The sequence below is a fragment of the Cellulomonas cellasea genome (assembly GCF_006538745.1).
GTDB lineage: Bacteria > Actinomycetota > Actinomycetes > Actinomycetales > Cellulomonadaceae > Cellulomonas_A > Cellulomonas_A cellasea.
This window is the reverse complement of record NZ_BJLR01000016.1, coordinates 354,833-377,246: the sequence shown is the minus strand read 5'-3', so window position 1 is coordinate 377,246 and position 22,414 is coordinate 354,833. Positions and strand designations below refer to the sequence as shown.

At 76.0% G+C, this 22,414-nt stretch carries 23 protein-coding genes and 2 riboswitches; of the genes, 7 read left to right on the top strand and 16 right to left on the bottom strand.

Annotation, left to right across the window (positions count from 1 at the left end; all coding sequences use genetic code 11):
• Positions 1-401: hypothetical protein (locus tag CCE01nite_RS08830; RefSeq protein WP_218026459.1), on the top strand; the 401-nt coding region annotated here is incomplete at its 5' end.
• Here the strand turns inward: CCE01nite_RS08830 and CCE01nite_RS08825 are convergent.
• A complete protein-coding gene (locus CCE01nite_RS08825; RefSeq protein WP_034633210.1) occupies positions 373-954 on the bottom strand; it encodes a GNAT family N-acetyltransferase in 582 nt (193 codons plus the stop codon). The genes CCE01nite_RS08830 and CCE01nite_RS08825 overlap by 29 nt on opposite strands.
• A 47-nt stretch (positions 955-1,001) precedes the next feature.
• Positions 1,002-2,231, bottom strand: a complete 1,230-nt coding sequence (locus tag CCE01nite_RS08820; protein ID WP_084142865.1) for an APC family permease — start codon at positions 2,229-2,231, stop codon at positions 1,002-1,004.
• A gap of 256 nt (positions 2,232-2,487) precedes the next feature.
• Here CCE01nite_RS08820 and CCE01nite_RS08815 point away from each other — a divergent pair, with 256 nt between their 5' ends.
• Positions 2,488-4,947 carry a putative bifunctional diguanylate cyclase/phosphodiesterase gene (locus CCE01nite_RS08815; RefSeq protein WP_052104343.1) on the top strand — a complete coding sequence of 820 codons (2,460 nt, stop codon included), beginning with the start codon at positions 2,488-2,490 and terminating at the stop codon, positions 4,945-4,947.
• A gap of 18 nt (positions 4,948-4,965) precedes the next feature.
• Here CCE01nite_RS08815 and CCE01nite_RS08810 read toward each other — a convergent pair whose 3' ends face one another.
• The gene (locus CCE01nite_RS08810; RefSeq protein WP_034633214.1) at positions 4,966-6,363 is read right to left on the bottom strand and encodes an aminotransferase class V-fold PLP-dependent enzyme; all 1,398 of its coding nucleotides are present in this window, start codon (positions 6,361-6,363) and stop codon (positions 4,966-4,968) included.
• A 38-nt stretch (positions 6,364-6,401) separates the two neighbouring features.
• Positions 6,402-6,517, bottom strand: a riboswitch (SAM riboswitch).
• Between the two features lie 117 nt (positions 6,518-6,634).
• A riboswitch (SAM riboswitch) is annotated at positions 6,635-6,735 on the top strand.
• A gap of 4 nt (positions 6,736-6,739) precedes the next feature.
• Between CCE01nite_RS08810 and CCE01nite_RS08805 the strand changes: the two genes are divergently transcribed.
• The 3 genes from CCE01nite_RS08805 to CCE01nite_RS08795 are packed head-to-tail and all read left to right on the top strand — an operon-like array spanning position 6,740 to position 8,720.
• Positions 6,740-7,042 carry a DUF1737 domain-containing protein gene (locus CCE01nite_RS08805; RefSeq protein ID WP_034633217.1) on the top strand — a complete coding sequence of 101 codons (303 nt, stop codon included), beginning with the start codon at positions 6,740-6,742 and terminating at the stop codon, positions 7,040-7,042.
• Entirely contained in the window at positions 7,039-7,464 is a 426-nt protein-coding gene (locus CCE01nite_RS08800; RefSeq protein WP_034633220.1) for a rhodanese-like domain-containing protein, read from the top strand. The genes CCE01nite_RS08805 and CCE01nite_RS08800 overlap by 4 nt, the downstream gene beginning before the upstream one ends.
• Positions 7,461-8,720 (top strand): O-succinylhomoserine sulfhydrylase, encoded by a 1,260-nt coding sequence (locus CCE01nite_RS08795; RefSeq protein WP_052104344.1) that lies wholly within the window; start codon positions 7,461-7,463, stop codon positions 8,718-8,720. Before CCE01nite_RS08800 ends, CCE01nite_RS08795 begins: the two co-directional genes overlap by 4 nt.
• Positions 8,721-8,941: 221 nt before the next feature.
• Here the strand turns inward: CCE01nite_RS08795 and CCE01nite_RS22375 are convergent, their stop codons facing one another.
• The 12 genes from CCE01nite_RS22375 to CCE01nite_RS08740 form a co-directional block, all read right to left on the bottom strand.
• Entirely contained in the window at positions 8,942-9,610 is a 669-nt protein-coding gene (locus CCE01nite_RS22375) for a hypothetical protein (protein ID WP_034633225.1), read from the bottom strand.
• Positions 9,611-9,776: 166 nt separating this feature from the next.
• Complete coding sequence (locus CCE01nite_RS08785) at positions 9,777-11,096, bottom strand: DUF418 domain-containing protein (protein ID WP_141372198.1); 1,320 nt, start codon at positions 11,094-11,096, stop codon at positions 9,777-9,779.
• 84 nt (positions 11,097-11,180) lie between these two features.
• Positions 11,181-12,497 carry a DUF418 domain-containing protein gene (locus CCE01nite_RS08780; protein WP_141372197.1) on the bottom strand — a complete coding sequence of 439 codons (1,317 nt, stop codon included), beginning with the start codon at positions 12,495-12,497 and terminating at the stop codon, positions 11,181-11,183.
• A gap of 82 nt (positions 12,498-12,579) precedes the next feature.
• Positions 12,580-13,623, bottom strand: coding sequence for a GNAT family N-acetyltransferase (locus CCE01nite_RS08775; protein ID WP_141372196.1), 1,044 nt, complete (start codon positions 13,621-13,623; stop codon positions 12,580-12,582).
• A complete protein-coding gene (gene purQ / locus CCE01nite_RS08770) occupies positions 13,620-14,315 on the bottom strand; it encodes a phosphoribosylformylglycinamidine synthase subunit PurQ (protein WP_141372195.1) in 696 nt (231 codons plus the stop codon). Before purQ ends, CCE01nite_RS08775 begins: the two co-directional genes overlap by 4 nt.
• Positions 14,312-14,578: a phosphoribosylformylglycinamidine synthase subunit PurS gene (purS, locus tag CCE01nite_RS08765; protein WP_141372194.1), complete on the bottom strand. Its 267-nt coding sequence runs from the start codon at positions 14,576-14,578 to the stop codon at positions 14,312-14,314. The genes purQ and purS overlap by 4 nt, the downstream gene beginning before the upstream one ends.
• A gap of 134 nt (positions 14,579-14,712) precedes the next feature.
• Positions 14,713-15,306, bottom strand: a complete 594-nt coding sequence (locus CCE01nite_RS08760; RefSeq protein WP_141372193.1) for a hypothetical protein — start codon at positions 15,304-15,306, stop codon at positions 14,713-14,715.
• Positions 15,303-15,845: a hypothetical protein gene (locus CCE01nite_RS08755; protein WP_141372192.1), complete on the bottom strand. Its 543-nt coding sequence runs from the start codon at positions 15,843-15,845 to the stop codon at positions 15,303-15,305. Before CCE01nite_RS08755 ends, CCE01nite_RS08760 begins: the two co-directional genes overlap by 4 nt.
• A complete protein-coding gene (locus CCE01nite_RS08750; RefSeq protein WP_218026458.1) occupies positions 15,842-16,183 on the bottom strand; it encodes a PadR family transcriptional regulator in 342 nt (113 codons plus the stop codon). Before CCE01nite_RS08750 ends, CCE01nite_RS08755 begins: the two co-directional genes overlap by 4 nt.
• A 131-nt stretch (positions 16,184-16,314) precedes the next feature.
• Entirely contained in the window at positions 16,315-16,446 is a 132-nt protein-coding gene (locus CCE01nite_RS22370; RefSeq protein ID WP_281282374.1) for a hypothetical protein, read from the bottom strand.
• Positions 16,447-16,474: 28 nt separating this feature from the next.
• Entirely contained in the window at positions 16,475-16,789 is a 315-nt protein-coding gene (locus tag CCE01nite_RS08745) for a hypothetical protein (protein WP_141372191.1), read from the bottom strand.
• 133 nt (positions 16,790-16,922) lie between these two features.
• Positions 16,923-17,969 carry a zinc-dependent alcohol dehydrogenase family protein gene (locus tag CCE01nite_RS08740; protein ID WP_141372190.1) on the bottom strand — a complete coding sequence of 349 codons (1,047 nt, stop codon included), beginning with the start codon at positions 17,967-17,969 and terminating at the stop codon, positions 16,923-16,925.
• A gap of 332 nt (positions 17,970-18,301) precedes the next feature.
• Between CCE01nite_RS08740 and CCE01nite_RS08735 the strand changes: the two genes are divergently transcribed.
• Positions 18,302-19,843: a hypothetical protein gene (locus tag CCE01nite_RS08735; protein ID WP_141372189.1), complete on the top strand. Its 1,542-nt coding sequence runs from the start codon at positions 18,302-18,304 to the stop codon at positions 19,841-19,843.
• Positions 19,844-20,053: 210 nt separating this feature from the next.
• Here the strand turns inward: CCE01nite_RS08735 and CCE01nite_RS08730 are convergent, their stop codons facing one another.
• On the bottom strand, positions 20,054-21,280 hold the full coding sequence (locus CCE01nite_RS08730; protein WP_141372188.1) for a M20 metallopeptidase family protein: 1,227 nt from the start codon (positions 21,278-21,280) through the stop codon (positions 20,054-20,056).
• 125 nt (positions 21,281-21,405) lie between these two features.
• Here CCE01nite_RS08730 and CCE01nite_RS08725 point away from each other — a divergent pair, with 125 nt between their 5' ends.
• The gene (locus CCE01nite_RS08725) at positions 21,406-22,404 is read left to right on the top strand and encodes a ketopantoate reductase family protein (protein ID WP_141372187.1); all 999 of its coding nucleotides are present in this window, start codon (positions 21,406-21,408) and stop codon (positions 22,402-22,404) included.
• Positions 22,405-22,414 lie beyond the last annotated feature (10 nt).

Sequence of the window (22,414 nt, the reverse complement as noted above, 5' to 3'; positions counted from 1 at the left end):
AGTTCGGCGGCCAGCCCGGCTTGGGCGCGCAGCACGGTTTCGGTGCGCAGCCCGGCTTCGGTGCCACGCCCGGGCAGCCCGGTGCGTGGCAGGGCGGTCCGGCGGCGTTCGGCTCCGGTGCGCCCCGTCCCTACGGCCCGGGGCCCAAGCCCACGAACAGCCTGGCCACGGGGGCGCTCGTCGTGAGCGTCGCGGTGGTCGTCGTCGCCTTCGCGACCGGCATCGCGTACGCCTTCGTGCTCGCGGTCATCCTCTCGGTCAAGGCGCTGCAGAGGGCGAACGAGATCGCCCGCGAGGGGTACGGGGCCGTGGGGCGGGCGCGCGCCGTCGTCGCGCTGGTGCTCTCGGCCCTCGTCGTCCTCGACGTCGTGCTCAGCGCGGTGTTCCTCCGAGGCGTGTGAGCAGACCGTCCCGCACGGCGGGCCACTCGTCGGCCAGCACCGAGAAGTAGGCGGTGTCGCCGCGCGAGCCGTCGGGCGCGACCCGGTGGCTGCGGAGCACGCCCTCGGGGACGGCGCCCAGGCGCGCGATCGCGGCGATCGAGCGGGTGTTGCGCGCGTCGGCCCGGAGCGCGACGCGCTGCATCCCCCAGTCCTCGAACGCGTGCCGCAGCATCAGGTACTTGCACGCCGGGTTGTTCGACGTGCCCCACCAGCGCGGCGCGAAGTACGTGTGACCGATCTCGACGCGGGCCAGGTCCGGTACGAGATCGTAGAACGAGGTGCTGCCGCGCACCTCGCCGGTCGTGGCGTCCAGCGCGGCGAGGGCGACGCGTCCCGGCGTGGCGACGGCGGCCTCGACGTGCGCGCGCATCGCGTCGACGTCACGCGGGACGGGCGTCGACATGCCGGCCCAGATGCGGTCGTCGACGAACGCCGCGAGGCCCTCGGCGTGCTCGGGGGCGAGCGGGACGAGGCGGACGCCGAAGCCGTCGAGCGCGAGGTCGTGGTGCACGCTGCACAACCAAGCACACGGATCCGCCGACGAGCCACCCGTTTCGCCTAGGCCCCCCGACCGTCCGCCGCGTCCGCGCCGCCCGCCCGGCGCACCCGCCGCCGCACGAGCCGGTGGACCACCCCCAACCCGAGCACCACGGTCCCCGTGAGCACCGCGCCGACGGGCAGCGTCGCGACGAGCATGAGGCACCCGACGAGACCGGCGACCGCGAGCGCCCGCGGGTAGCGCCGCTCGGCGGCCGGCTGGGTCAGGGCGGCGGCGTTCGCGACCGCGTAATACAGCAGCACGCCGAACGACGAGAACGCGATGGCCCCGCGCAGGTCGGTCACGAGGACGAGCACGGCGACCGCGCAGCCGACGGCGGTCTCGGCGTGGTGCGGGACGTGCCAGCGGGGGTGCACGGCCGCGAGCCAGCGCGGCAGCTCGTCGTCGCGCGCCATCGCGAGCGTCGTCCGCGAGATCCCCGCGACGAGCGCGAGCAGCGCACCCAGCGAGGCGGCGACGGCCCCCGCCCGGACGAGCGGCTCGACCCACGGCGCCCCGGGCGCGCCGGCCTCTGCCGCCGCGGCGAGCGGGGTGCTGCTCGCGGCGACCCCGTCGGGCCCGAGCACCGCGAGCACGGTCACCGCGACGACCGCGTAGACCACGACAGCCAGGCTCAGCGCGAGCACGATCGCCCGCGGGATCGTGCGCGCGGGGTCACGGACCTCCTCGCCCATCGTCGCGATGCGGGCGTACCCGGCGAACGCGAAGAAGAGCAGCCCGGCCGACTGCAGGACGCCGAGGACCCCGGCCGACGCGAGGTCGTCGCCGAGCGCACGCGCGTCGACCCCGCCGTCGGCCCCCGCGAGGCTCGTCACGACGAGCGCCGCGAGCACCGCGAGCACGGCAACGACCAGCGCCCGCGTCAGGGCGGCGGTCCGGGTCACCCCGCGGTAGCCCACGGCCGTGACGCCCGCGACGACGCCGACCGCGAGCGGGCGCTGCCACGCCGCGGGGACCGCGTAGGACGCGACCGTGAGCGCCATCGCGGCGCACGACGCGGTCTTCCCGACGACGAAGGACCAGCCGGCGAGGTAGCCCCACCACGGGCCGAGCCGCTCGCGCCCGTAGACGTAGGTGCCGCCCGAGACGGGGTGCACCGCGGCGAGCTGCGCGGACGACGTCGCGTTCGCGAGGGCGACGACGGCGGCGACGACGAGACCGACGAGCAGCGCGCTGCCCGCCGCCCGGGCCGCCGGGCCCACCGCCGTGAAGACCCCCGCGCCGAGCATCGAGCCGAGCCCGAGCACGACGGCGTCGCGCGTCCCGAGCCGTCGCACGAGCCCGGCCGAGCCACCCGCTGCCGGTACCGCCACCGTCGTCCTCCGTCCGCTCGCCCCCGCCAGCCCACGCGCCGGTGCTGAGTCTGCCTACAGTGGACCGAGATCCGGCACGCGAACCGACCCGTGAGCACGACTGCTCGCCCGGCTGCGGGGCACGTGCCCGGTCGCACGGTCAGCGGTCGCGCCGATCGAGGGGGGTAGGCGCATGGGTGGCACGGGCGTGCCCGGAACCGGGTCGTCGCGGCGGTACGACCGCGGCGTCCGGAGCGGTGCGCGCGCCTCGGGCGCCTGGCCGGTCAGCACCTACGTGGCCGTCGCGCTCGCGCTCCTGCTCCTGTTCACCGCGCTGGGGCTCGGCATCGCGTACCAGGACAACGCCCAGCGGGCGCGCGAGAACGCGACCGCGGAGCTGCGCAACGACGCCGAGGTCGCCGCGTGGACGATCACGCAGTCCGTCGTCTCGGCGCGCGCGCAGGTCGAGGCGGTCGCCGCGAACCCGGGGGCCGCCACGGTGCTCGACGACCCGGGGGGCTGCCTGCTCCCGCCGGTGGGGGCGACGGTCCTCACCGAGGCCCGGCTGTCCGTCGTCACGCGCGCGGGGGACGTCGTGTGCACGTCCCGGCCGGGCGGGGTCGCCGACCCGGGCGGCCTGCACGCGGGGAGCGAGTGGCTCACCCAGGCGCTCGGGACCACGACGACGCAGGTCCTGTGGGGTGCGCAGGACCCGGTGACCGGCGGGTCGGCGATCGTGGTCGCGCGGGCGTTCGCGCACGACGCCGCCGACGGCCGGGCCGCCGCGGTCCTGTTCCTCGACGTGGGGTCGGCTGCGGAGGACCTCGCCTCGGTCCTCGGGCTGGGACCCGACGCCGTCGTGGGGATCGTCGACCGCGGCACCGGGCGCGTCGTCTCCGCGTCCGGACCCGACGCGCAGGCGCTGGTCGGTGCGGTCGTCGACCCGTCGCGCACCACCGGCGAGACGAGCGACCCGGACGGCGTCGGGCGGCTCTTCGCGTCGGCGGACGTCGAGACCGCGGGGTGGCGCGTGTACCGCGGCGTCGAGACCGCGACGGTCGTCGCCGACGCGCGCCAGACCCTGTCGACGTTCGTCGTGCTCGGCTCGCTCGCGCTCCTCGCGATCGTCGTCCTCGGGTGGCTCGCGCAGCGCCGGGTCGCCCGCCCGCTCCGTGCGCTGACCGGCGCCGTCACCGGGGCACGCACGGCGGGGAGCGCCGCCGACGCCCGGGTCGACGTGACCGGCCCGGCGGAGCTGCGGCAGCTCGCGCGCGAGTTCAACGCGCTGCTCGACATCCGCGCGGGCCACGAAGCGCGACTCGCGCACCAGGCGACGCACGACCGGCTCACCGGCCTGCCGAACAAGGAGCTGCTGCGCGAGCGGCTCGCGCGCGCGCTCGACCCGGCGGGGGACGGCGTCGGCACCCGGGCCGGGACGGGCAGCCGGGTCTCGGTGCTGTGCGTCGGGATCAACCGGTTCCAGACGATCAGCGACAGCCTCGGGCACGACGGCGCCGACCGGGTGCTCGTCGAGGCCTCGGCGCGCCTGAGCTCGGTGCTGCGGCCCGGCGACCTGCTCGTGCGCGAGGGCGGGCACGACTTCATGGTGCTGGGCCGCGACCTGACCGTGGACGGCGCCGTGGTGCTCGCGCAGCGGCTGCTCGCGGCGCTCGCCGACCCCGTCGGCGTCGGGAGCGCCGGCATCGTGCTCACCGCGGCCATCGGGATCGCGCCGCAGGACCACGACTCGGCGCCCGAGCGGCTGCTGCGCGAGGCGGACACCGCGATGGGCCGCGCGCGCGAGCTCGGCATCGACTGGGCCGTGTTCGACGCGTCGATGCAGCGCCGCGCGACGCGGTACCTCGAGACCGAGCAGGCGCTGCGCCGTGCGCTCACGTGCGACGAGCTCGTCGTGCACTACCAGCCCCTCGTCGACGTCGCGTCGGGCCGGATCACGGGGGCGGAGGCGCTCGTGCGCTGGATGCACCCGACGCGCGGGCTCGTCGCGCCGCTCGAGTTCGTGCCGGTCGCCGAGGAGACCGGGCTCATCGCCGCGGTCGGCGAGGCCGTGCTCCGCGGCGCGTGCGCGCAGGCGGCGCAGTGGCGCACCGACGGGCACCCGCTGCGGATCTCGGTCAACGTCTCGGGCGCGCAGCTCCAGGACGGGACGTTCGTGCCGCTCGTCGCGGACGTGCTCCGGGCGACCGGCCTCCCGGCCGACCGGCTGTGCCTCGAGGTCACCGAGTCGACGCTCGTCCGCTGGGCGACGAACGGGCGCGAGAGCCTCGACCGGCTGCGTGCGACCGGCGTGCTGCTGTCGATCGACGACTTCGGCACGGGCTACTCGTCGCTGTCGTACCTGCAGGACCTGCCGATGACCGAGCTCAAGATCGACCGCTCGTTTATCGCCCGGCTCGCGCGCGACGCCCGCGACCTGCACCTCGTGGAGGCGGTCCTCGGGATGGCGAGGGCGCTCGGGCTCACGGTCGTCGCGGAGGGCGTCGAGAACGCCGACCAGCACGCGATCCTGCGCGGGCTCGGCTGCGACCGCGCGCAGGGCTTCCACTTCGCGGCGCCGCAGACGGCCGCGGCGTTCGGCCGGCTGCTGCGCGACAGCGACAGCCGGCCGGACCTCGAGCCGACCCGCGCGTGAGTCGCGCGTGAGCAGCGGTCAGTCGATCGCGGGGCCGCACGCGGCGGCGGTCGCCGCGAGGCCGTCGAGCCCGTGCAGCGGGATCAGCGGGCGGGTGTCCTGCGCGACGACCCAGCAGCCGTCCTGCACCGCGTAGCGCGTGCCCGGGCCCTCGGTGAGGAACGCCGCGACCCCGGCGACGAGCCGGTCGACGGCCTCCGACGGCGTGCCGACGCCCACCGACGCGCGGATGGCCCCGTCCGCCGCACCCAGGCGCGTGAGCAGCGGGTGCGCGCAGAACCGGCCGTCGCGCACGCCGATCCCGTGCTCGGCCGCGAGGTACGCCGCGACGAGACCGGGGTCGTGCTCGCCGACCGTGAACGTCACGACGCCGACGGGCTCGCCGGAGTCGGGCCAGATCCGCACGACCCGCACCCCGTCGAGCGTCGCGAGGCCCTCGACGAGCCGCTCGCGCAGCGCGGACTCGTGCGCCTCGAGCGCCCCGGCGGGCAGCGCGGCGAGCACCTCGCACGCCTCGGCCAGCGCGATCGCGCCGACGACGTTCGGCGACCCGGCCTCGTGGCGGGCGGGCGCGGGCTGCCAGATCGTCCGGTCGGCGCGCACGTCGCGCACCGCGCCGCCGCCCGCGAGGTACGGCTCCCCCGCGTCGAGCCAGTCGCGGCGGCCCACGAGCGCGCCCGCACCGAACGGCGCGTACGTCTTGTGGCCCGAGAACGCGACGTAGTCGGCCCCGGTCGCGGCGAGGTCGAAGCCCCGGTGCGGGACGAGCTGCGCGCCGTCGACGACGACCCGCGCGCCGGCCGCGTGGGCGACCCGGACGACCTCGTCGAGCGGCAGCGCCTCGCCCGTGACGTTCGACGCCCCGGTGAGCGCGACGAGCGCGTGCGGCTGCGCGGCGAGCTCGCGGGTCAGCAGGTCGAGGGTCTCGGCGACCGTGTCGGCGATCGGGACGACGGTCGACGCGCGGTCCGGGCCGTGACCCCACGGCAGCAGGTTCGCGTGGTGCTCGACGTCCAGCACGAGCACCCGGCCCGGCGTCCCGTCCGCGCCGACCGGGACGACGCCCGCGAGCAGGTTGAGCGCGTCGGTCGTGTTGCGGGTGATGATCGCGACGTCGTCCTCGCGGGCCCCGACGAACCGGGCGATCGTCTGGCGGGACGCCTCGTACAGCGCGGTGGACACCTGCGAGAGGTACCCGGCGCCGCGGTGCACGGACGCGTAGAGCGGCAGCACCTCGGTCACGCGCGCCGCGACGGCCTCGAGCGCGGGGGCGCTCGCGGCGTAGTCGAGGTTGGCGTAGGTGCGGCTCGTGCCGTCGAGCAGGGGGACCTGCGTGTCGGCGCCGACGACGGGCAGGAGCCCGCTCAGCGGCGCCCGGGTCGTCGCACAGGTGGTGGCCTCGGCGATCACGGACATGGTGCTCCTCGACAGGTCGGTGGGGACCCGTGGTGAGGACCCCGCGCTTGCCGTGCGCCGATCGGCGGCACGGCCAGGTCGTCACCCGGGGCACCCCACCGCGGAGGAGGGTTGCCGGCCAGCAAGCCGGGGCTTCGTGCTGGCACTCATGACCTGACCCGAGAATCCCCGGGTCGGGCCGCCGGTGTCAACGGGTGGGCACGGCGTCTCGCATGGCGGACCGTCGGGGTCGAGGCTTGGACCGCGACGCGGCGGGCGCCTACGATCGCCGTCACCATCCAGAGCGGCCGAGAGATCTGGCTCGACGACGCCGCAGCAACCCGCGGGCACCACGTGCCCGGAGCAGGGTGCTACCGCCAGGACCGATGGAGGCGACATGAGCGACGCACCCGACCCGACGACCGGGACCGGCGGCCCCGGCGACCCGGGCACCGACCCCGGCACCGGCGGCACGCCCGAACCGGAGCGCCTGCGCTACCGGCTCCTGACCGGGCCCGACGACCGCACGTTCTGCGAGCGCATCAGCGCCGCGCTCGACGAGGGCTACGTGCTGCACGGCGGCCCCGCGGCGACGTTCGACGGGACGCGGGTGATCGTCGCGCAGGCCGTCGTCCTGCCCGACCCGACGCCGACGACCGGCCCCGTACCGGTACCCCGCGCGCAGGTCGTGCCCGCATGAGCGCCGACGGCTACGCGGGCGACCTGACCCCGCAGCAGGCCTGGGAGCTGCTGGAGCACGACGAGCGCGCGCTGCTCGTCGACGTCCGCACCGACGGCGAGTGGACGACGGTCGGGGTCCCCGACACGTCCGGGACCGGGCGCCCCGCCGCGTTCGTCGAGTGGGTCGACGGCACCGGCCGGCCCAACCCGGCGTTCGTCGACGAGCTCCGCGCGAGCGGCCTCGAGCCCGGCGACGAGCGGCCCGTGGTGTTCCTGTGCCGCTCGGGCGTCCGCTCGGTCGGCGCCGCGAAGCTCGCCACGGCCGCCGGCCTCGGCCCGGCGTACAACGTGCTCGACGGCTTCGAGGGCGGCGTCGGCCCCGACGGCCGGCGCGGGACGACCGGCTGGCGCGCCACGGGCCTCCCCTGGCGGCAGCGGTGAACGCCCGCCGCACGCCCGGACCGTTCGACTGGGACGACCGTTCGGTCGACCGCAGCGCCCTGCGCCCCGACACCCTCGCGGTGCGCGGCGGGCTCGTGCGCACCGAGTTCGGCGAGACGTCCGAGGCGCTGTTCCTGACCCAGGGGTACGTGTACGGGTCGGCCGGCGAGGCCGAGTCGGCGTTCGCCGGCGACGTCGATCGGTTCCTGTACTCGCGCTACTCCAACCCGACGGTCTCGACGTTCGAGGAGCGCCTGCGCCTGCTCGACGGCGCCGAGGCCGCGTACGCCACCGCGACCGGCATGTCCGCGGTGTTCACGGCACTCGCCGCGCTCGTCCGCTCGGGCTCGCGCATCGTGGCGTCGCGCGCGCTGTTCGGGTCGACCGTCGTGATCCTCGACGACATCCTCGCGAGGTGGGGCGTGACCACCGACTACGTCGACGGGCACGTGCTCTCCCAGTGGGAGGAGGCGCTCGCGACCCCGGCCGACGTCGTGTTCTTCGAGACGCCGTCCAACCCGATGCAGGACCTCGTCGACATCGCCGCGGTCAGCCGCCTCGCGCACGACGCGGGCGCCGTCGTGGTCGTCGACAACGTGTTCGCCACGCCCGTCCTGTCCCGCCCGCTCGACCACGGCGCCGACGTGCTCGTCTACTCCGCGACCAAGCACATCGACGGCCAGGGCCGGGTGCTCGGCGGGGCGATCCTGGGCTCCGAGGAGTACGTGCACGGCCCCGTGCAGACGCTCATCCGGAACACCGGGCCCTCCCTCAGCCCGTTCAACGCGTGGGTCCTGCTCAAGGGCCTCGAGACGCTGTCGCTGCGCGTGCGCCACCAGACGGCGTCCGCGCTGCGCGTCGCGACGTGGCTCGAGCAGCACCCCGGCGTCGCGGCCGTGCGCTACCCGTACCTGCCCTCGCACCCGCAGCACGAGCTCGCGCTGCGCCAGCAGAGCGGCGGCGGGACGGTCGTGACCCTCGACCTCGCGGTGCCCGAGGGCGCGTCGGTCGACGACACCAAGAAGGTCACGTTCGGGGTGCTCGACGCCCTGCGGATCGTCGACATCTCGAACAACCTCGGCGACGCCAAGTCGATCGCGACGCACCCCGCGACGACGACGCACCGCAAGCTCGGGCCCGAGGGGCGCGCTCGCGTCGGGATCGGCGAGGCGACCGTGCGGCTGTCCGTCGGGCTGGAGGACGTCGAGGACCTGGTCGAGGACCTCGCGCAGGCGCTCGAGCCGCTCGCGGGCTGACCCAGCAGGATCGGGTCCCGACCCGACCGGGCCGCCCGGTCGGCGTGGCGTCCGCGCGACGGCGCCAGGCCCGGGGCACGGGCCGGGTGGCTGCCCGTCGGTCGGGCGACCGGCACGTCGGTGGGGCGACCGGCACGTCGGTCGGGCGATTGGCGGGTCGGACAGGCGGCCGGCGCGTCGGACAGGCGGCTGGCGCGTCGGTCAGGCGGCCGGCGCGTCGGTCAGGCGACCGGCGCCAGCGCGCGGAGGTGGTCGACGGCCGGGCCGTCCGCGAGCGGCACGAGCACGACGCCGTCCACGCCGACCCGACGCGCGAGGTCGACGGCCGCGCCCACGACCGCCTCGGGTGCGGCGACGACGCGCGTGGCCGACGGCTTCCACGTCAGCCCCGCGAGCGCGTCGAGGTGCTCGAGGTAGGAGCGCTTGCGGCGGGCCACGTCGGCGTCGGCGGTCGGCAGGACGTCGAGGTCGAGCACGATGCTCACGCCGGCGCGCTCGCGGCCGACCGCGGCGATCTCGTCCTCGAGCTGCTCGACGAGCTCGGCCATCGCGGCGACGGTCGGGACCTGCGCCGAGAAGGACAGGTGCACGGCGTCGGCACGCGCGGCGGCGAGCGCGAGCGCCACGCCGGACGTCGGGCGGAAGGCGACGGGGTCGCCCGCGTGGGGGCGGTCGTCCCCGGGGGCGGCGACGGCGACGGTCACGCGGCGGGCGGCGTCCGGCGCGGCGCGGAGGTCCGCAGGGTCGCTCGCAGCGCTCCGCACGGGGGTGGAGGAGTCAGTGGCCGCCTCGCGCCCCGCGGCGGGGGCGCGGTCGAGGGCAGCGGCGCCGTCGAGGGCGGTGGGGGTCGACATGTCCGGGAGGAGACGGTCGAGGACGAGCTGAGACATGGGGGGTGTCCTGGGGTGCGGTGCAGCAGGTGCGCAGCGGGGGCCGGAGGCCGCGGGCGCGCGGGGTCGTCAGCTCAGCGACAACACGTCTGCATCAGGAACACCCCGCGATCGTACGGCGCCGGGACGGGGCTGCCTACCCCGTCCCGGCACCCGGTCGGAGAAGTCACCCGTGCGGGGTGACGCGCGCGCCGGGCTCCTGTGGGTGCGTCACGGCGTCGGCGGGCCGGGCGTGCACCGCCGCACGCACCGGAACCGCGACCCCGGCGCCACCGCGGCCGTACGTGAGCCGGCGCAGCAGCACCTCGAACGGCCCCCGGCGCCCGGCCCGGTGCATCGCCACCGCGACCAGCACCGTCACCAGCCACACCCCGATCGCCAGCACCGCCGCCTGCGCCGTCCCGATCCGCCCGCCGAGCCCGAGCCCCCACGCGCTGAGCAGCGGCGCGAACATCACCGACTGCAGCAGGTAGGAGGTCAGCGACCGCTCACCCACCGCCGCGACGGCGGACACGACCCCACGCCGCGGGCGGTCGCGCAGCACCGCCGCGACCCACCCGAACAGGCACACGTACCCGAACCCCATCACGACGCCGGACAGGTAGTGCGCGAGCTCGAGCACGCCGTTGGTCGTCGCATCGGGGCGCCAGAGCTGCGCGACGGCGAGCGCGTAGGGCAGGTTGAAGACCAGGTTGACGACGGCTGCGCCCACGGCGACCCGACCGAGCTCGCGCCGGTGGTCCCACGGTCGGGTGAGCCAGCCGGCACGCGCCAGCAGGATGCCGAGGACGACCTGGGGGACGAAGAAGAGCAGGAGGAGCGACGCGACGCTGACGACGCCGGAGGCGACCGCGCGCTCGACAGCGGACTCGAGGTAGCTCGTCACGGGCGCGCCGTCGCCCTCGCCCATGCCGAGGTCGAGGAGACCGAAGAGCATCACGCAGCCTGCCGCCGTCGCCAGGGCGGACGCGCCCCAGAACCACACCGCGAGCACGCGCGGGGAGCGGTGCAGGAACGCGAGGGCGACGAGCCCGGTCACGCCGTAGGGGGCGAGGATGTCTCCGTGGAAGAGGAGCGTGGCGTGCACGAGCCCGAACGCGACGAGCCACCAGCTCCGCCTCGCCAGGACCCGTCGTACCCCCTTGCGCGTCACGCCGCGCTCGGTGAGGCGAGAGGCCATCACGGCGAGCCCGAAGCCGTACAGGATCGCGAACATCGGACGCGACCGGTCGTCGACGAAGAAGGCCACCAGCCCGTCGACCAGGTGGTCGAGCGTCGTGCCGCCGGCCGGGCGGTAGCCGACCTCGTTGAACCCGCCGCTCGACCAGAGGTAGCCCCAGACGTTCGCCGAGGCGATGAAGAGCAGCAGCATGCCGCGTGCGAGGTCGGGCGCGAGGGACCGGAGGGCGGGCGGCGGGCCCTCGGCGGCGGTGCCCGGGGGCGCGGGACGGGTGGTCAGCACGGCCGTGGGCTCGTCGTGGCTCATGACTCACGACGCTAGGGGTGCGACCCGTGCGCGGACATCAGGGGAGCACCCCCGCTGACCTGGGGGTCTGCCCCCATACGGCACTCAGGGGCGCGTGTCCCGCCGGCCGTAGGTCAGCCGCCGCAGCAGCACCTCGAACGGCCCCCGTCGCCCGGCCCGGTGCATCGCCACCGCGACCAGCACCGTCACCAGCCACACCCCGATCGCCAGCACCGCCGCCTGCGCCGTCCCGATCCGCCCGCCGAGCCCGAGCCCCCACGCGCTGAGCAGCGGCGCGAACATCACCGACTGCAGCAGGTAGGAGGTCAGCGACCGCTCACCCACCGCCGCGACGGCGGACACGACCCCACGCCGCGGGCGGTCGCGCAGCACCGCCGCGACCCACCCGAACAGGCACACGTACCCGAACCCCATCACGACGCCGGACAGGTAGTGCGCGAGCTCGACCGTCAGCCCGACCGCGCCGTCGGCCGGCGTCCAGACCTGCGCGACCGCGAGCGCGAACGGCAGGTTCCCGACGAGGTTGACGACCAGGGCGACGACGACGACGCGCCCGAGCGCCTGCCGGTGCTCCCACGGCCGCGCGAGCCAGCCGCTGCGCGCGAGCAGGATCCCGAGGACCACCTGCGGGACGAAGAACAGCAGCACCGCGGCGATCGTGGTGATCGCGAGCGAGCCGAAGAGGCGCTCGACGGCCGAGGCCAGGTAGTCCGACGGCGGGATCTCGCCCGTGCCCCAGTACTCGTGCAGGAAGGTCAGGACGAGCGCGCCGCCCACGGTCGCGACGAGCGAGGACCCCCAGAACCACCACAGGAGCACGGTGCGCGAGCGCTGCAGGAACGCGAGCGCGATGAGGCCGGTGACGCCGTAGGGCGCGAGGATGTCGCCCGCGAACAGCAGCGCGGCGTGCGCGACGCCGAGGACGACGAGCCAGCGGCTGCGCCGGGCGATGACGCGCCGCACGTCGCGCCGGTCGGCCCCGCGGGAGGCCAGCCGGGCCGCCATCGTCGCGAGCCCGAAGCCGTAGAGGATCGCGAACATCGGCCGCGAGCGGTCGTCCACGAAGAAGGCCACGACGCCGTCGACCACGAGGTCGAGCGAGGAGCCGCCGACCGGGCGCAGGCCGTACCGCGACGCCTCGGCCGCGCTGTTCCACAGGTAGCCCCACACGTTCGCCGAGGCGATGAACAGCAGGAGCATGCCGCGCGCGAGGTCGGGGGCCAGCGACCGCGTGGGCGCCGCCGGTGCGGGCGGTGCCGGTGCGGGCGGTGCCACCGGGACAGGCGGTGCCGCCGGGGCGGGCAGCGCGGCCCGTGCGGGCGGTGCGGCGTCGAGCGCGGCACCGCTCCCCGGTCGCGGGTACGGCGTCGTGGGTGCGTGGTCCGGGCGCTCCGCGGTCATGACCTCGACGCTAGGAGCCGGGCGACCCGCGCCGCATCCACCTTCGGTCGCCCGCGCCTCCACCGATCGGTGGAACGGACCGTCACCCCAGGTGCTTGGCGAACCAGAGACCGTGCGGGTTGATCCGGTCGCGCGGCGTCAGCGGGAGGATCGGGCGGTACCCGCTCGACACGTACAGCCGGATCGCCTCGGGCTGCCGGTAGCCCGTCATGAGCACGACCTGGGTGAGGCGGTGGTCCCGCGCCGAGTCCTCGATCGCCTGCAGCATCGTGCGCGCGACGCCGGCGCCGCGCGCACGCTCGTCGACGAACACCTTCTTGAGCTCGCCCGAGCCCGCGGGGTACCCGTCGCGCGCGGCCCGCAGCGTCGCGCAGCCGACCGGCACGCCGTCGATCTCGGCGAGCACCGTGGTCAGCGCACCCTCGCCCTGGGCCGCGTCGTCCGCCGCGAAGCCGCCGCGGCGCTCGACGGACTCGCGCAGCGACGGGTACAGACGGGCGTTGGTGCGCTCGTACATCGCGAGGCGCAGCGCGACCGCGTCGGCGTCGTCCCAGTCGACGAAGCGGAGCGTCACCTCGGGGCGGGCACGCCGCTGGGCGCCGGCCTCCTCGCGCGGGACGTCCGTCTCCGCACCGCCGTCGTCGGGCACCAGGGCCTTGCCGAAGCAGCGGGACGACGGCTCGTCCTTGTACTCGCCGTAGGCCTCGATCGGGTCGTACCCGAGCGCGAGGTACAGCCCGATCGCCTCGGGCTGCATGACGCCGGTCTCGAGGATCAGGCGCCGGTAGCCGAGCGTCCGCGCGCGGGCCTCGAGCTCGGCCATGGCCAGGCGCGACAGGCCGCGCCCCCGCCGGTCCGGCACCACGTACAGCCGCTTGATCTCGACGGTCGCCGGTCCCTGCTCGGCGGTGACGTCACGCAGCGCGCCGCACGCGACGGGCTCGTCGCCGTCCCGCACCAGCAGCATCGCGACGACGCCGTCCGCGGTCATGACCGAGCCGACGTCGTCCGCGCCGTACCGCTCGGCCAGCTCCGCGACCTGGGCGCCGCGCAAGCGGGTCGCGTCGGCGTCGTCCCAGTCGACCAGGGACGTCGTCAGCTCACCGCGGGTGTGCGCGAGCGTCATCCGACCAGCGCGTGGAGCACCGACGTGAAGAACCGCAGCCCGTCCGTGCCGCTGCGCGGTCCGTTCGCACCGTCGGGACCGAAGCCCGCCTCGACCGCGTGCTCGGGGTGCGGCATGAGGCCGACGACGTTGCCCTTGGCGTTCGAGATCCCCGCGATGCCGCGCCGCGAGCCGTTCGGGTTGACGTCCTCGTAGCGGAAGACGACGCGGCCCTCGCCCTCGAGCTCGTCGAGCGTGCGCTCGTCGGCGACGTACTGGCCGTCCTGGTTCTTCAGCGGGATCGTGATGCGCTCGCCGGCCGCGTAGTCGCGGGTCCACGACGTCTCGGCGTTCTCGACGCTGAGGACCTGCTCGCGGCACAGGAAGTGCAGGTGGTCGTTCTTGATCATCGAGCCGGGCAGCAGGTGCGCCTCGGTCAGCACCTGGAAGCCGTTGCAGATGCCGAGCACGGGCATCCCGCCGTTCGCGGCGTCCACGACCGAGCCCATGACCGGCGCGAAGCGGCTGATCGCACCCGCGCGCAGGTAGTCGCCGTACGAGAAGCCGCCGGGCAGGACGACGGCGTCGACCTCGTGCAGGTTCTCGTCCGCGTGCCACAGCGCGACGGGCTCGCCGCCGGCGAGGCGCACCGCGCGGGCGGCGTCCCGGTCGTCGAGCGTCCCCGGGAACGTCACCACGCCGACGCGCGTCACGCGGTCACCTGCGCGGCGTCCTCCGCGTAGACCGCGACGACGTCCTCGATCACGGGGTTGGACAGCACGTGCTCACCGGCCTCACGCGCGGCGGCCAGCACCTCGTCGGTCACCGGCCCCTCGAACTCGAGCTCGAAGCGCTTGCCCTGGCGGACGCTGGTGAACTGCGCGAAGCCGAGCCGCGGCAGCGCACCGGCGACGGCCTTGCCCTGCGGGTCCAGGATCTCGGGCTTCGGCATCACATCGACGACGACTCGTCCCACGGGTTGCTCCAGGTCTTTCGCGGCGGTGGGGGCGGGCCCAGCCTACCGAGTGCCACGCGTGGGGCCGTCGCGGCGTTCACCCCTCGGCACACACCGCGGGTGCCGGTCGAGCGAGAAGCGCGGGGCCTCGGTCGTCACGCGGGACCCGTCCGCCGTCGCAGGGACCGGCGCGGTGCGCGAGGCGGCTCGGGGGTGAGCGGGACATACGGCAGGAACGGGCCGAGGTCGTCGCGCTCGGGCTCCGGTTCCCGGCGGTGCGTGAGGGTCTTGCCCAGGGACAGGAGCACCGCGAACCCGCTGAGGTACTGCACGACGAAGCGGGCGTCGTCGGCGCCCGTCCCGATGATCTCGGTGCCGGCGAGGTGGTCGACGGCGGCGAGCAGGCTGAGCAGGATCGCGATGCCCACGGTCCGGGTCAGCGCGAAGCGCACCGGGAACAGCCGGCCGTGCACGTCGTCGCGCTGCCACCCCGCCCAGCGGGGCGGCAGCGGGCGGTCGAGCAGCCGGTGGCGCAGGTACGTGCCGAGCGGCGGGTGGTCCCGCCACCGCTCCGCCCAGCCGGACCGGACGAGGGCCAGCGCCGTGCGGGCGTCGACGCGCCCGGCGCCGGGCTCGGCGAGGTCGCGGAGGACCTCCGTCACCTCGGCGGCGCGCGCGGTGCGCCAGCGGCGGGGGTACGCGCGCAGCCAGAGCGCGGTCGAGCGGCCGAACGGGTCCAGGGTGCTCACGCGCGGTCCTCGGAGGCCTCGGCCGGCGCCGGACGGGAGGTGCGCCCGGCAGCCGTCGCCGGCCCGGTCGTCCCGGCGCCCGGCGAGCCCGCCGCGAGGTAGAGCCGCTCGACGGACGGGTACGCCACCGCCGCGACGAGCCCCTCGGTGAGCGCGAGCCGCACCGGGTAGAGCCGGCCGTCGACGTCGTCGCGGAGCCACCCGTCCCACGCCGGTCCGGGATGGCGGCCCGCGAGCCGGTACGTCAGGTACGCGCGCGGCGGCGGGTGCTCGCGCCAACGGGTCACGAGGCCGGCGATGACGAGGCCGAGCGCAGTGCGGGCGTCGAGGTGGCGGGCCGTGGGTCCCGCGAGATCGGCGAGCACCGCGGTGACCTCGACGGCCCGCGTGCGGCGCCACCGACGGGGGTAGGCGTGCAGCCAGCGGCCGACGGACCGCTCGAACGACGGCAGCGGCTCCCCGGTGGGACCCGGCGACGCGGTGGGCACGGCGTGGTCGTGGCCCGCGGCAGCACCCGGCACCGGCCGGCGGGCGCTCATGCCTGCCCCAGCGCCGGTCGCGGAGCTGCGGTGAGGACCCGCTGCGCGCGGCGGGCGAGGTCGCGCAGGCGCGCGGTCTCGGCGGTGAGCGCCTCATGACCCGCGTCGGTCAGCCGGTAGTAGCGCCGCAGGCGACCGTCGACGACGACCTCCCCCGACGCCTCGGCCTGCCCGGCGGCGACGAGCCGGTCGAGGATCCCGTAGAGCGTCCCGGCGCCGAGCCGCACGTCGCCGTCGGACAGCGCGAGGACGGCCTGGACGACGCCGTACCCGTGCCGCGGCTCCTCGGCGAGCGCGAGGAGCACGAGGTAGGACTGCTCGGACATCCGTTTCGGCATGGTCGATATATATCGCCGAACGGCCTATCCGAGCAAGTGCCGGGCCGCCGTCCGCCACGACGGCGGCTGCGCGCACGTCGGCGTCCGAGCCCGTGGCACCGGCACCCGGTGGACGCCCAGGGGTGGCGCCGTCAGCGCCGCCAGTCCCACGCCAGGGAGTCACGACCGGCGAGGTTGCCGGAGCTGCGGGGCTCGGCCGGGTTCTCGAACGCCGAGTCCGGGAGCGACGCGAGCGCCGCGTCGACGAGCGCGTCGGCGAGCACCCACGTCTCCGGGAGGTCGGACGCCGACTCACGCTCGCGCTGATACTGCCAGCACCGGGCGACCAGCACCGCCCTGTGCGGCGTCGACCTCGCTCACGGGGCGGAACACGTACCCCGCGACGCGGCTCGCGTACCCTTCGAGCTCCTCGCGCTCGTCGTCGTCCAGGTCCTCCTCGCCCCAGCCCAGGTACCGGTCCGTGACGGTCCCGACGTTCTCCCGGAGCAGGAGCCGCCCGAGCTCCGCGGGCTCGCGGCTGACCACCGCCGGGTGATCGGGGACGTGGACGAGCGCCGCCGTCACCAGGTAGTCGATGTGGTCGTCGCTCACGACGAACGAGCTCATGCCGTCTCCTGGGTGCTGCGGCGCGGCGGTCAGCCGGGACATCGGCCCCCGGGGGCCCGGGCTTGAGCGTGGAGGACCGTCGGTCGCGAGCGGCGGGCGGACGGGCGGGCGCGCGGGCGCGCGGGCGGCAGGTTCAGGGGACGACGACCGTCATCCCCACGGAGGTCGCAGGGCCGCTCATCGCCGCGAGCGCCGCCGGGGCGTCGTCGAGCGTCACGACCGGGCCGACGAGCCGGTCCGGGCGCAGGGTGCCGTCGGCGATGCGGGCCAGCATCGCCGGGTACTCGTGCGCGGCCATGCCGTGGCTGCCGTAGACCTCGAGCTCCCACGCGACCACGCGGCCCATCGGCAGCGCCGGGTCGGCGTCCGCCCCGAGCAGGAGCCCGACCTGCACGTGCCGGCCGCGCCGGCGCAGGCCCAGCACCGACGCGGCGGCGGTCGCGGCGCTGCCGAGCGCGTCGAGCGAGACGTGCGCGCCGCCGCCCGTGGTCTCGTGGACGGCGGCGGCGACGTCGGCCGGCGCGAGGGCCGACGCGTCGAGCGCGTGCTCCGCGCCGAGGTCGAGCGCCGCCGCCCGGGCCGCCGGGGACACGTCCACCGCGACGACCCGCGCCCCGAGCGACGCCGCGACCATCACCGCGGAGAGCCCCACGCCGCCGCACCCGTGCACAGCGACCCACTCCCCGGCACCCGGCCGGCCGTGCACGGTCACCGCCCGGTACGCCGTCGCGAACCGGCAGCCCAACCCTGCCGCGGTGACCGCCGACAGGCCGGGCGGGAGCGCGACGAGGTTGACGTCGGCGTGGTCGAGCGCGACCCGCTCGGCGAACGACCCGTCGTGCGTGAAGCCGGGCTGCGTCTGGCGCTCGCACACCTGGTGCTCGCCCGCGGCGCACGCCGGGCAGTCGCCGCACGCGCACACGAACGGCACGGTGACCCGGTCCCCGACGGACCAGTGCCGCACGTCGGCGCCGACCTCGACGATCGTGCCCGCGAGCTCGTGCCCGGGGACGTGCGGGAGCGTGATGCCGTCGTCGTGCCCCTGCCAGCCGTGCCAGTCCGAGCGGCACACCCCCGTCGCCTCGACGCGCAGGACGACCCCGTGCGGCACGCACACCGGCTCGGGCACCTCCCGGACCACGGGGACCCGACCGAACTCCTCGACCACGACGGCACGCACGGGACCATCGTCGCCGAGGTTCGGGGGCGGTCACGACCAGGTCGTGCGGCGTCCTCGTCGCCCCAGGGTCCGTCCCGCTCGAAGCCGGCGTGGCGAACGAGTGAATCCGTGGCCCGACGAGGGTCCCCGTCACTAGGTTGAGTCCGCCGTCGGGCACCCGCCCCTCCTCGCGGGCCACCGCCGGCGTCGGCACCTGCACGCGCCCGCGTCCGGGCACGTGACCACCCAGCACCCGGAGCACCACGATGTCCCTGGCCCGCAACTCCCTCCGACGGCGGGGTGCTGCCCGCCTCGCCGTGGCGCTCCTCCTGACCGGCGCAGGGCTGACCTCCGTGAGCGCGGCCTCCGCGACCGCGCCCACCCCCAGCGAGAGCGCGACGACCGACGCCCCGGCGGCGACCGCGTCGCCCAGCGAGCCGGCCACCGCCTCGCCCGCGCCCGCGGACCCGGGCGCGCCCGCCGACGGGACCACGCAGCCCCTGGAGCCGGTGAGCACCCCGCCCCTGGAGCCCCTGACCACCTCGCCGACGGCGGCGGCCGACGAGTCGTCCCCGCTCGCCACCGAGCCGGGCACGGACGCCGGAGCGGTCGAGGCAGCGGCCGGGGAGCTCCTGGTCGGCTCCTTCGAGTCGATCAGCGCCTCGGGGCTCAGCATCACGGTGCGCGGCTGGGCGCTCGACGCCTCCGCGTCGGCCTCCGCGGTCGTCGGGTACGTCGTCGACGAGGAGTGGTCGGAGATCGTCGACACCGACATCGTCCGCACGGACGTCGGCGCCGCCTACCCGGGGACCGGCAACGAGCACGGCTTCCTCTCGACGTTCCAGGAGGAGCCGGGGCTGCACGAGGTGTGCGCGTTCGCGCTCGTGCTCGAGACCGAGGCGGAGGCCTTCCTCGGCTGCCGCACGGTGAACGTCACGGCGACGCTCCCCATCGGGAACTTCGAGTCCCTCACGGCAGCGGGCACCGCCGTCACCCTCTCCGGCTGGGCGCTCGACCGCGACCAGGCCGGACCGGTCGACGTGCACTTCTACGTGAACGGCGCGTGGGGCGGCTCGGTCCGGACCGACGTCGCACGCAGCGACGTCGCTCGCCTGTACCCGGGCGCCGGGCAGACCCAGGGCTTCTCGCGGAGCTTCACCGCCGGCCCCGGCACGCACCAGGTCTGCACCTACGCGATCGACACGACCTACGGCACGAACACCCCGATGGGCTGCCGCACGGTCACCGTCGGGGGCAACAAGCTGCCCGTCGCGAACTTCGAGTCGCTCACGGCGACGGGCCCGACCGTGACCCTCACGGGCTGGGCGGTCGACCCCGACACCAACGGGCCGATCGACGTCCACTTCTACGTCAACGGCGGCTGGGGCGGCTCGGTCAACGCCCACGAGCTGCGCCGCGACGTCGGGGCGGCCTACCCCGGCACGGGTGACCTGCACGGCTTCACGCGCTCGTTCACGGCGGGCCCGGGCACGCACCAGGTGTGCACCTACGCGATCGACACGACGACGAAGGCGAACACGCCGATGGGCTGCCGGACGATCACGGTCAGCGGCAACCGGCTCCCGGTCGGCAACTTCGAGCTGCTGACCGCCGAGGCGGACAACCAGGTCGTCCTGCGCGGCTGGGCGTTCGACCCCGACGCGCCCGGCGGGGTGCACGTCCACTACTACGTCAACGGGGCGTTCGGCGGGGACATCGTGACGTCCCTCGCCCGCCCGGACGTCAAGGCCGCGTACCCCGGAGCGGGGACGCACCAGGGCTTCCTGCGCAACTTCGTCGCCGGTCCCGGCACGCACCAGGTGTGCCTGTACGCGATCGACACCACAACCCAGGCGAACACCCCGATGGGCTGCCGCTCGGTGACGGTCGGCTGACGGTCGGCTGACGGCACGCACGCACGACGACGGCTCCCCTCCCGCGAGGTCCTCGCGGGAGGGGAGCCGTCGTGGCGTCCGGGGGGCGACCCTGTCGTCGCGCCGGGCGGCCCGGTGCCCGGTGCCCGGCGCTCGGCGCCCGGTGCTCAGCGCCCGGTGCTCAGCGCGGGGGCTCCGCACCCGGTGCTCGGTCCGGTGTGCAGCCCGGCCTCAACCCTCCGCGAGGCGGTCGAGCGCGAGGCCCGCGAGCAGCGCCGACGCGAGCGGCAGCACCGCGTCGTCGAACCGTGCGCCGGCCGCGTGGTTGTACGGGGCGGTCGCGGGGTCGGCGCCGGCCGGGGTCGCGCCCAGGAACACGAAGGCGCCCGGCACCTGCTGCAGGACGTAGGAGAAGTCCTCGGCCCCCGAGACCGGTCGGTCCGCAGTCACGTACCCGGCCTCCCCGCTGAGCGCCCGGGTGACGCGCGCCGCCCGTTCGACCTCGTGCGCGTCGTTGACCGTGACCGGGTAGCCGCGCACGTAGTCGACCTCGGCGGTCAGGCCGTGCGCGAGCGCGACGTGCTCGGCGACGCGCGTGAGGCGCTCGGGGATCTCGGCGTGGTGCGCCTCGGAGAACGTGCGGATCGTCGCGGCGAGCTCGGCGGTCTCCGGGATCACGTTGTCGGTCGTGCCCGCGGCGATCCGGCCGACCGTCACGACGACGGGGTCGTGCGCGTCGAACTGGCGGGTCACCGCGGCCTGGAACGCGAGCACGATCTCCGCGGCGACCGTGACCGGGTCCGCGGCGCGGTGCGGGGACGAGCCGTGGCCGCCGCGCCCGCGCACGGTCATGTACATCTGGTCGGCGGCCGCCATCGCCGGGCCGGGGCGGCTCGTGACCAGCCCCGCCGGGAGCATCGACGAGACGACGTGCAGCCCGTACGCGGCGACGACGCGCTCGCCCGCGGCGTCGAGCACGCCCTCCTCGATCATGAGCCGGGCGCCGTGGTCGCCCTCCTCGCCGGGCTGGAACATGAGCACGACCGAGCCGGCGAGCTCCTCGTGCCGGGCCGCGAGCAGCCGGGCGGCGCCGACGAGCCCGGTCACGTGCTGGTCGTGGCCGCACGCGTGCATCACGCCGGGGTGCTCGCTCGTGAACGGCTCGCCCGACTCCTCGGTCACGGGCAGCGCGTCCATGTCGCCGCGCAGCAGCACCGCGGGTCCGGGGCGGGCGCCGCGCAGCACCGCGACGACCGAGGACAGGCCGGTGCCGGTCGTGACCTCGAGGCCCAGGCCGTCGAGCGCGGCGAGCACGAGCGCCTGGGTCTTCGGCAGGTGCAGGCCGATCTCGGGGACCCGGTGCAGGTCGTGGCGCAGCGCGGTCAGCCCGGGGGCGAGCGCCTGCGCGTCGGCGAGGAGGGTGGCGGTGCGGTCGGGCGTGCGGTCGGGCTCGGTCACGTGCGGTCTCCCCCTGCGTGGCCGCACGCCCGGGCCGGCGCGCGTGGGTCCGCGCCCGCGGTCCGGCGCGTCCACCCGACGCTACGACACGCCACCCTGCGACGCCCCGACCTACGATCCCCCGCATGAGATACGTCGTGATCGGTGCGGGCGCGGTGGGCGGGACCCTCGGCGGGAGGCTCTTCGAGGCGAGGCACGACGTGGTCCTCGTGGCGCGCGGCGCGCACCTCGACGCGATCCGCGACCGCGGGCTGGTCCTCGAGACGCCCGACGGGTCCTCGACGCTGCCCGTCCCCGCGGTGGGTGGGCCCGACGAGCTCACGCTGACCGACGACGACGTCCTGGTGTCGGCGGTCAAGTCGCAGGACACCCGCAGCGTGCTCGACGCGTGGGCGGACGTGCCGGTGGGCGCGTCCGGCGCCCCCGCGGCGCACCGGCTGCCGTTCGTGACCGCGCAGAACGGTGTCGCGAACGAGCACGCCGCGCTGCGCGTCTTCCGGCGCGTGTACGGGGTGTGCGTGTGGCTGCCCGCGTCCTACCTGACGCCCGGCACGGTGCAGGCCGAGGGGCACCCGCGCTCGGGCTTCCTCACGGTGGGGCGCGTGCCGGGGTCGCTCGACGACGTGACCGCACGCCTCGTCGCCGACCTCGGGGCGAGCCGGTTCCTCGCGGTCGAGGACGCCGAGGTCATGCGGTGGAAGTACGGCAAGCTGCTGAGCAACCTCGGCAACGGGCTCGACGCGCTCGTCGGCGGCGCGCCCGGGACCCGTAAGCTGCTCGACGAGCTGCGCGCCGAGGGCGAGGCCGTGCTCACCGCCGCGGGGATCGACTTCTCGACGCCCGCGCAGGAGCAGGAGCGCCGGGGCGACGCCGTGCAGGTGCGCCCGGTCGGCACCGGGCCGCGCGGCGGCAGCTCGACGTGGCAGAGCCTCGCGCGCGGCACCGACGGCATCGAGGTCGACTACCTCAACGGTGAGATCGCGCTGCTCGGGCGGCTGCACGGCGTACCGACCCCGGTCAACGACGCCGTGCAGGCCGCGGCGCGCGACGCCCAGCGGCAGCGCCGGGGCGCGGCGCCGTACGACGTCGCGGCCGTGCAGGAGCTGGTCGCCGCGGCGCGCTGAGCCGGGCGGC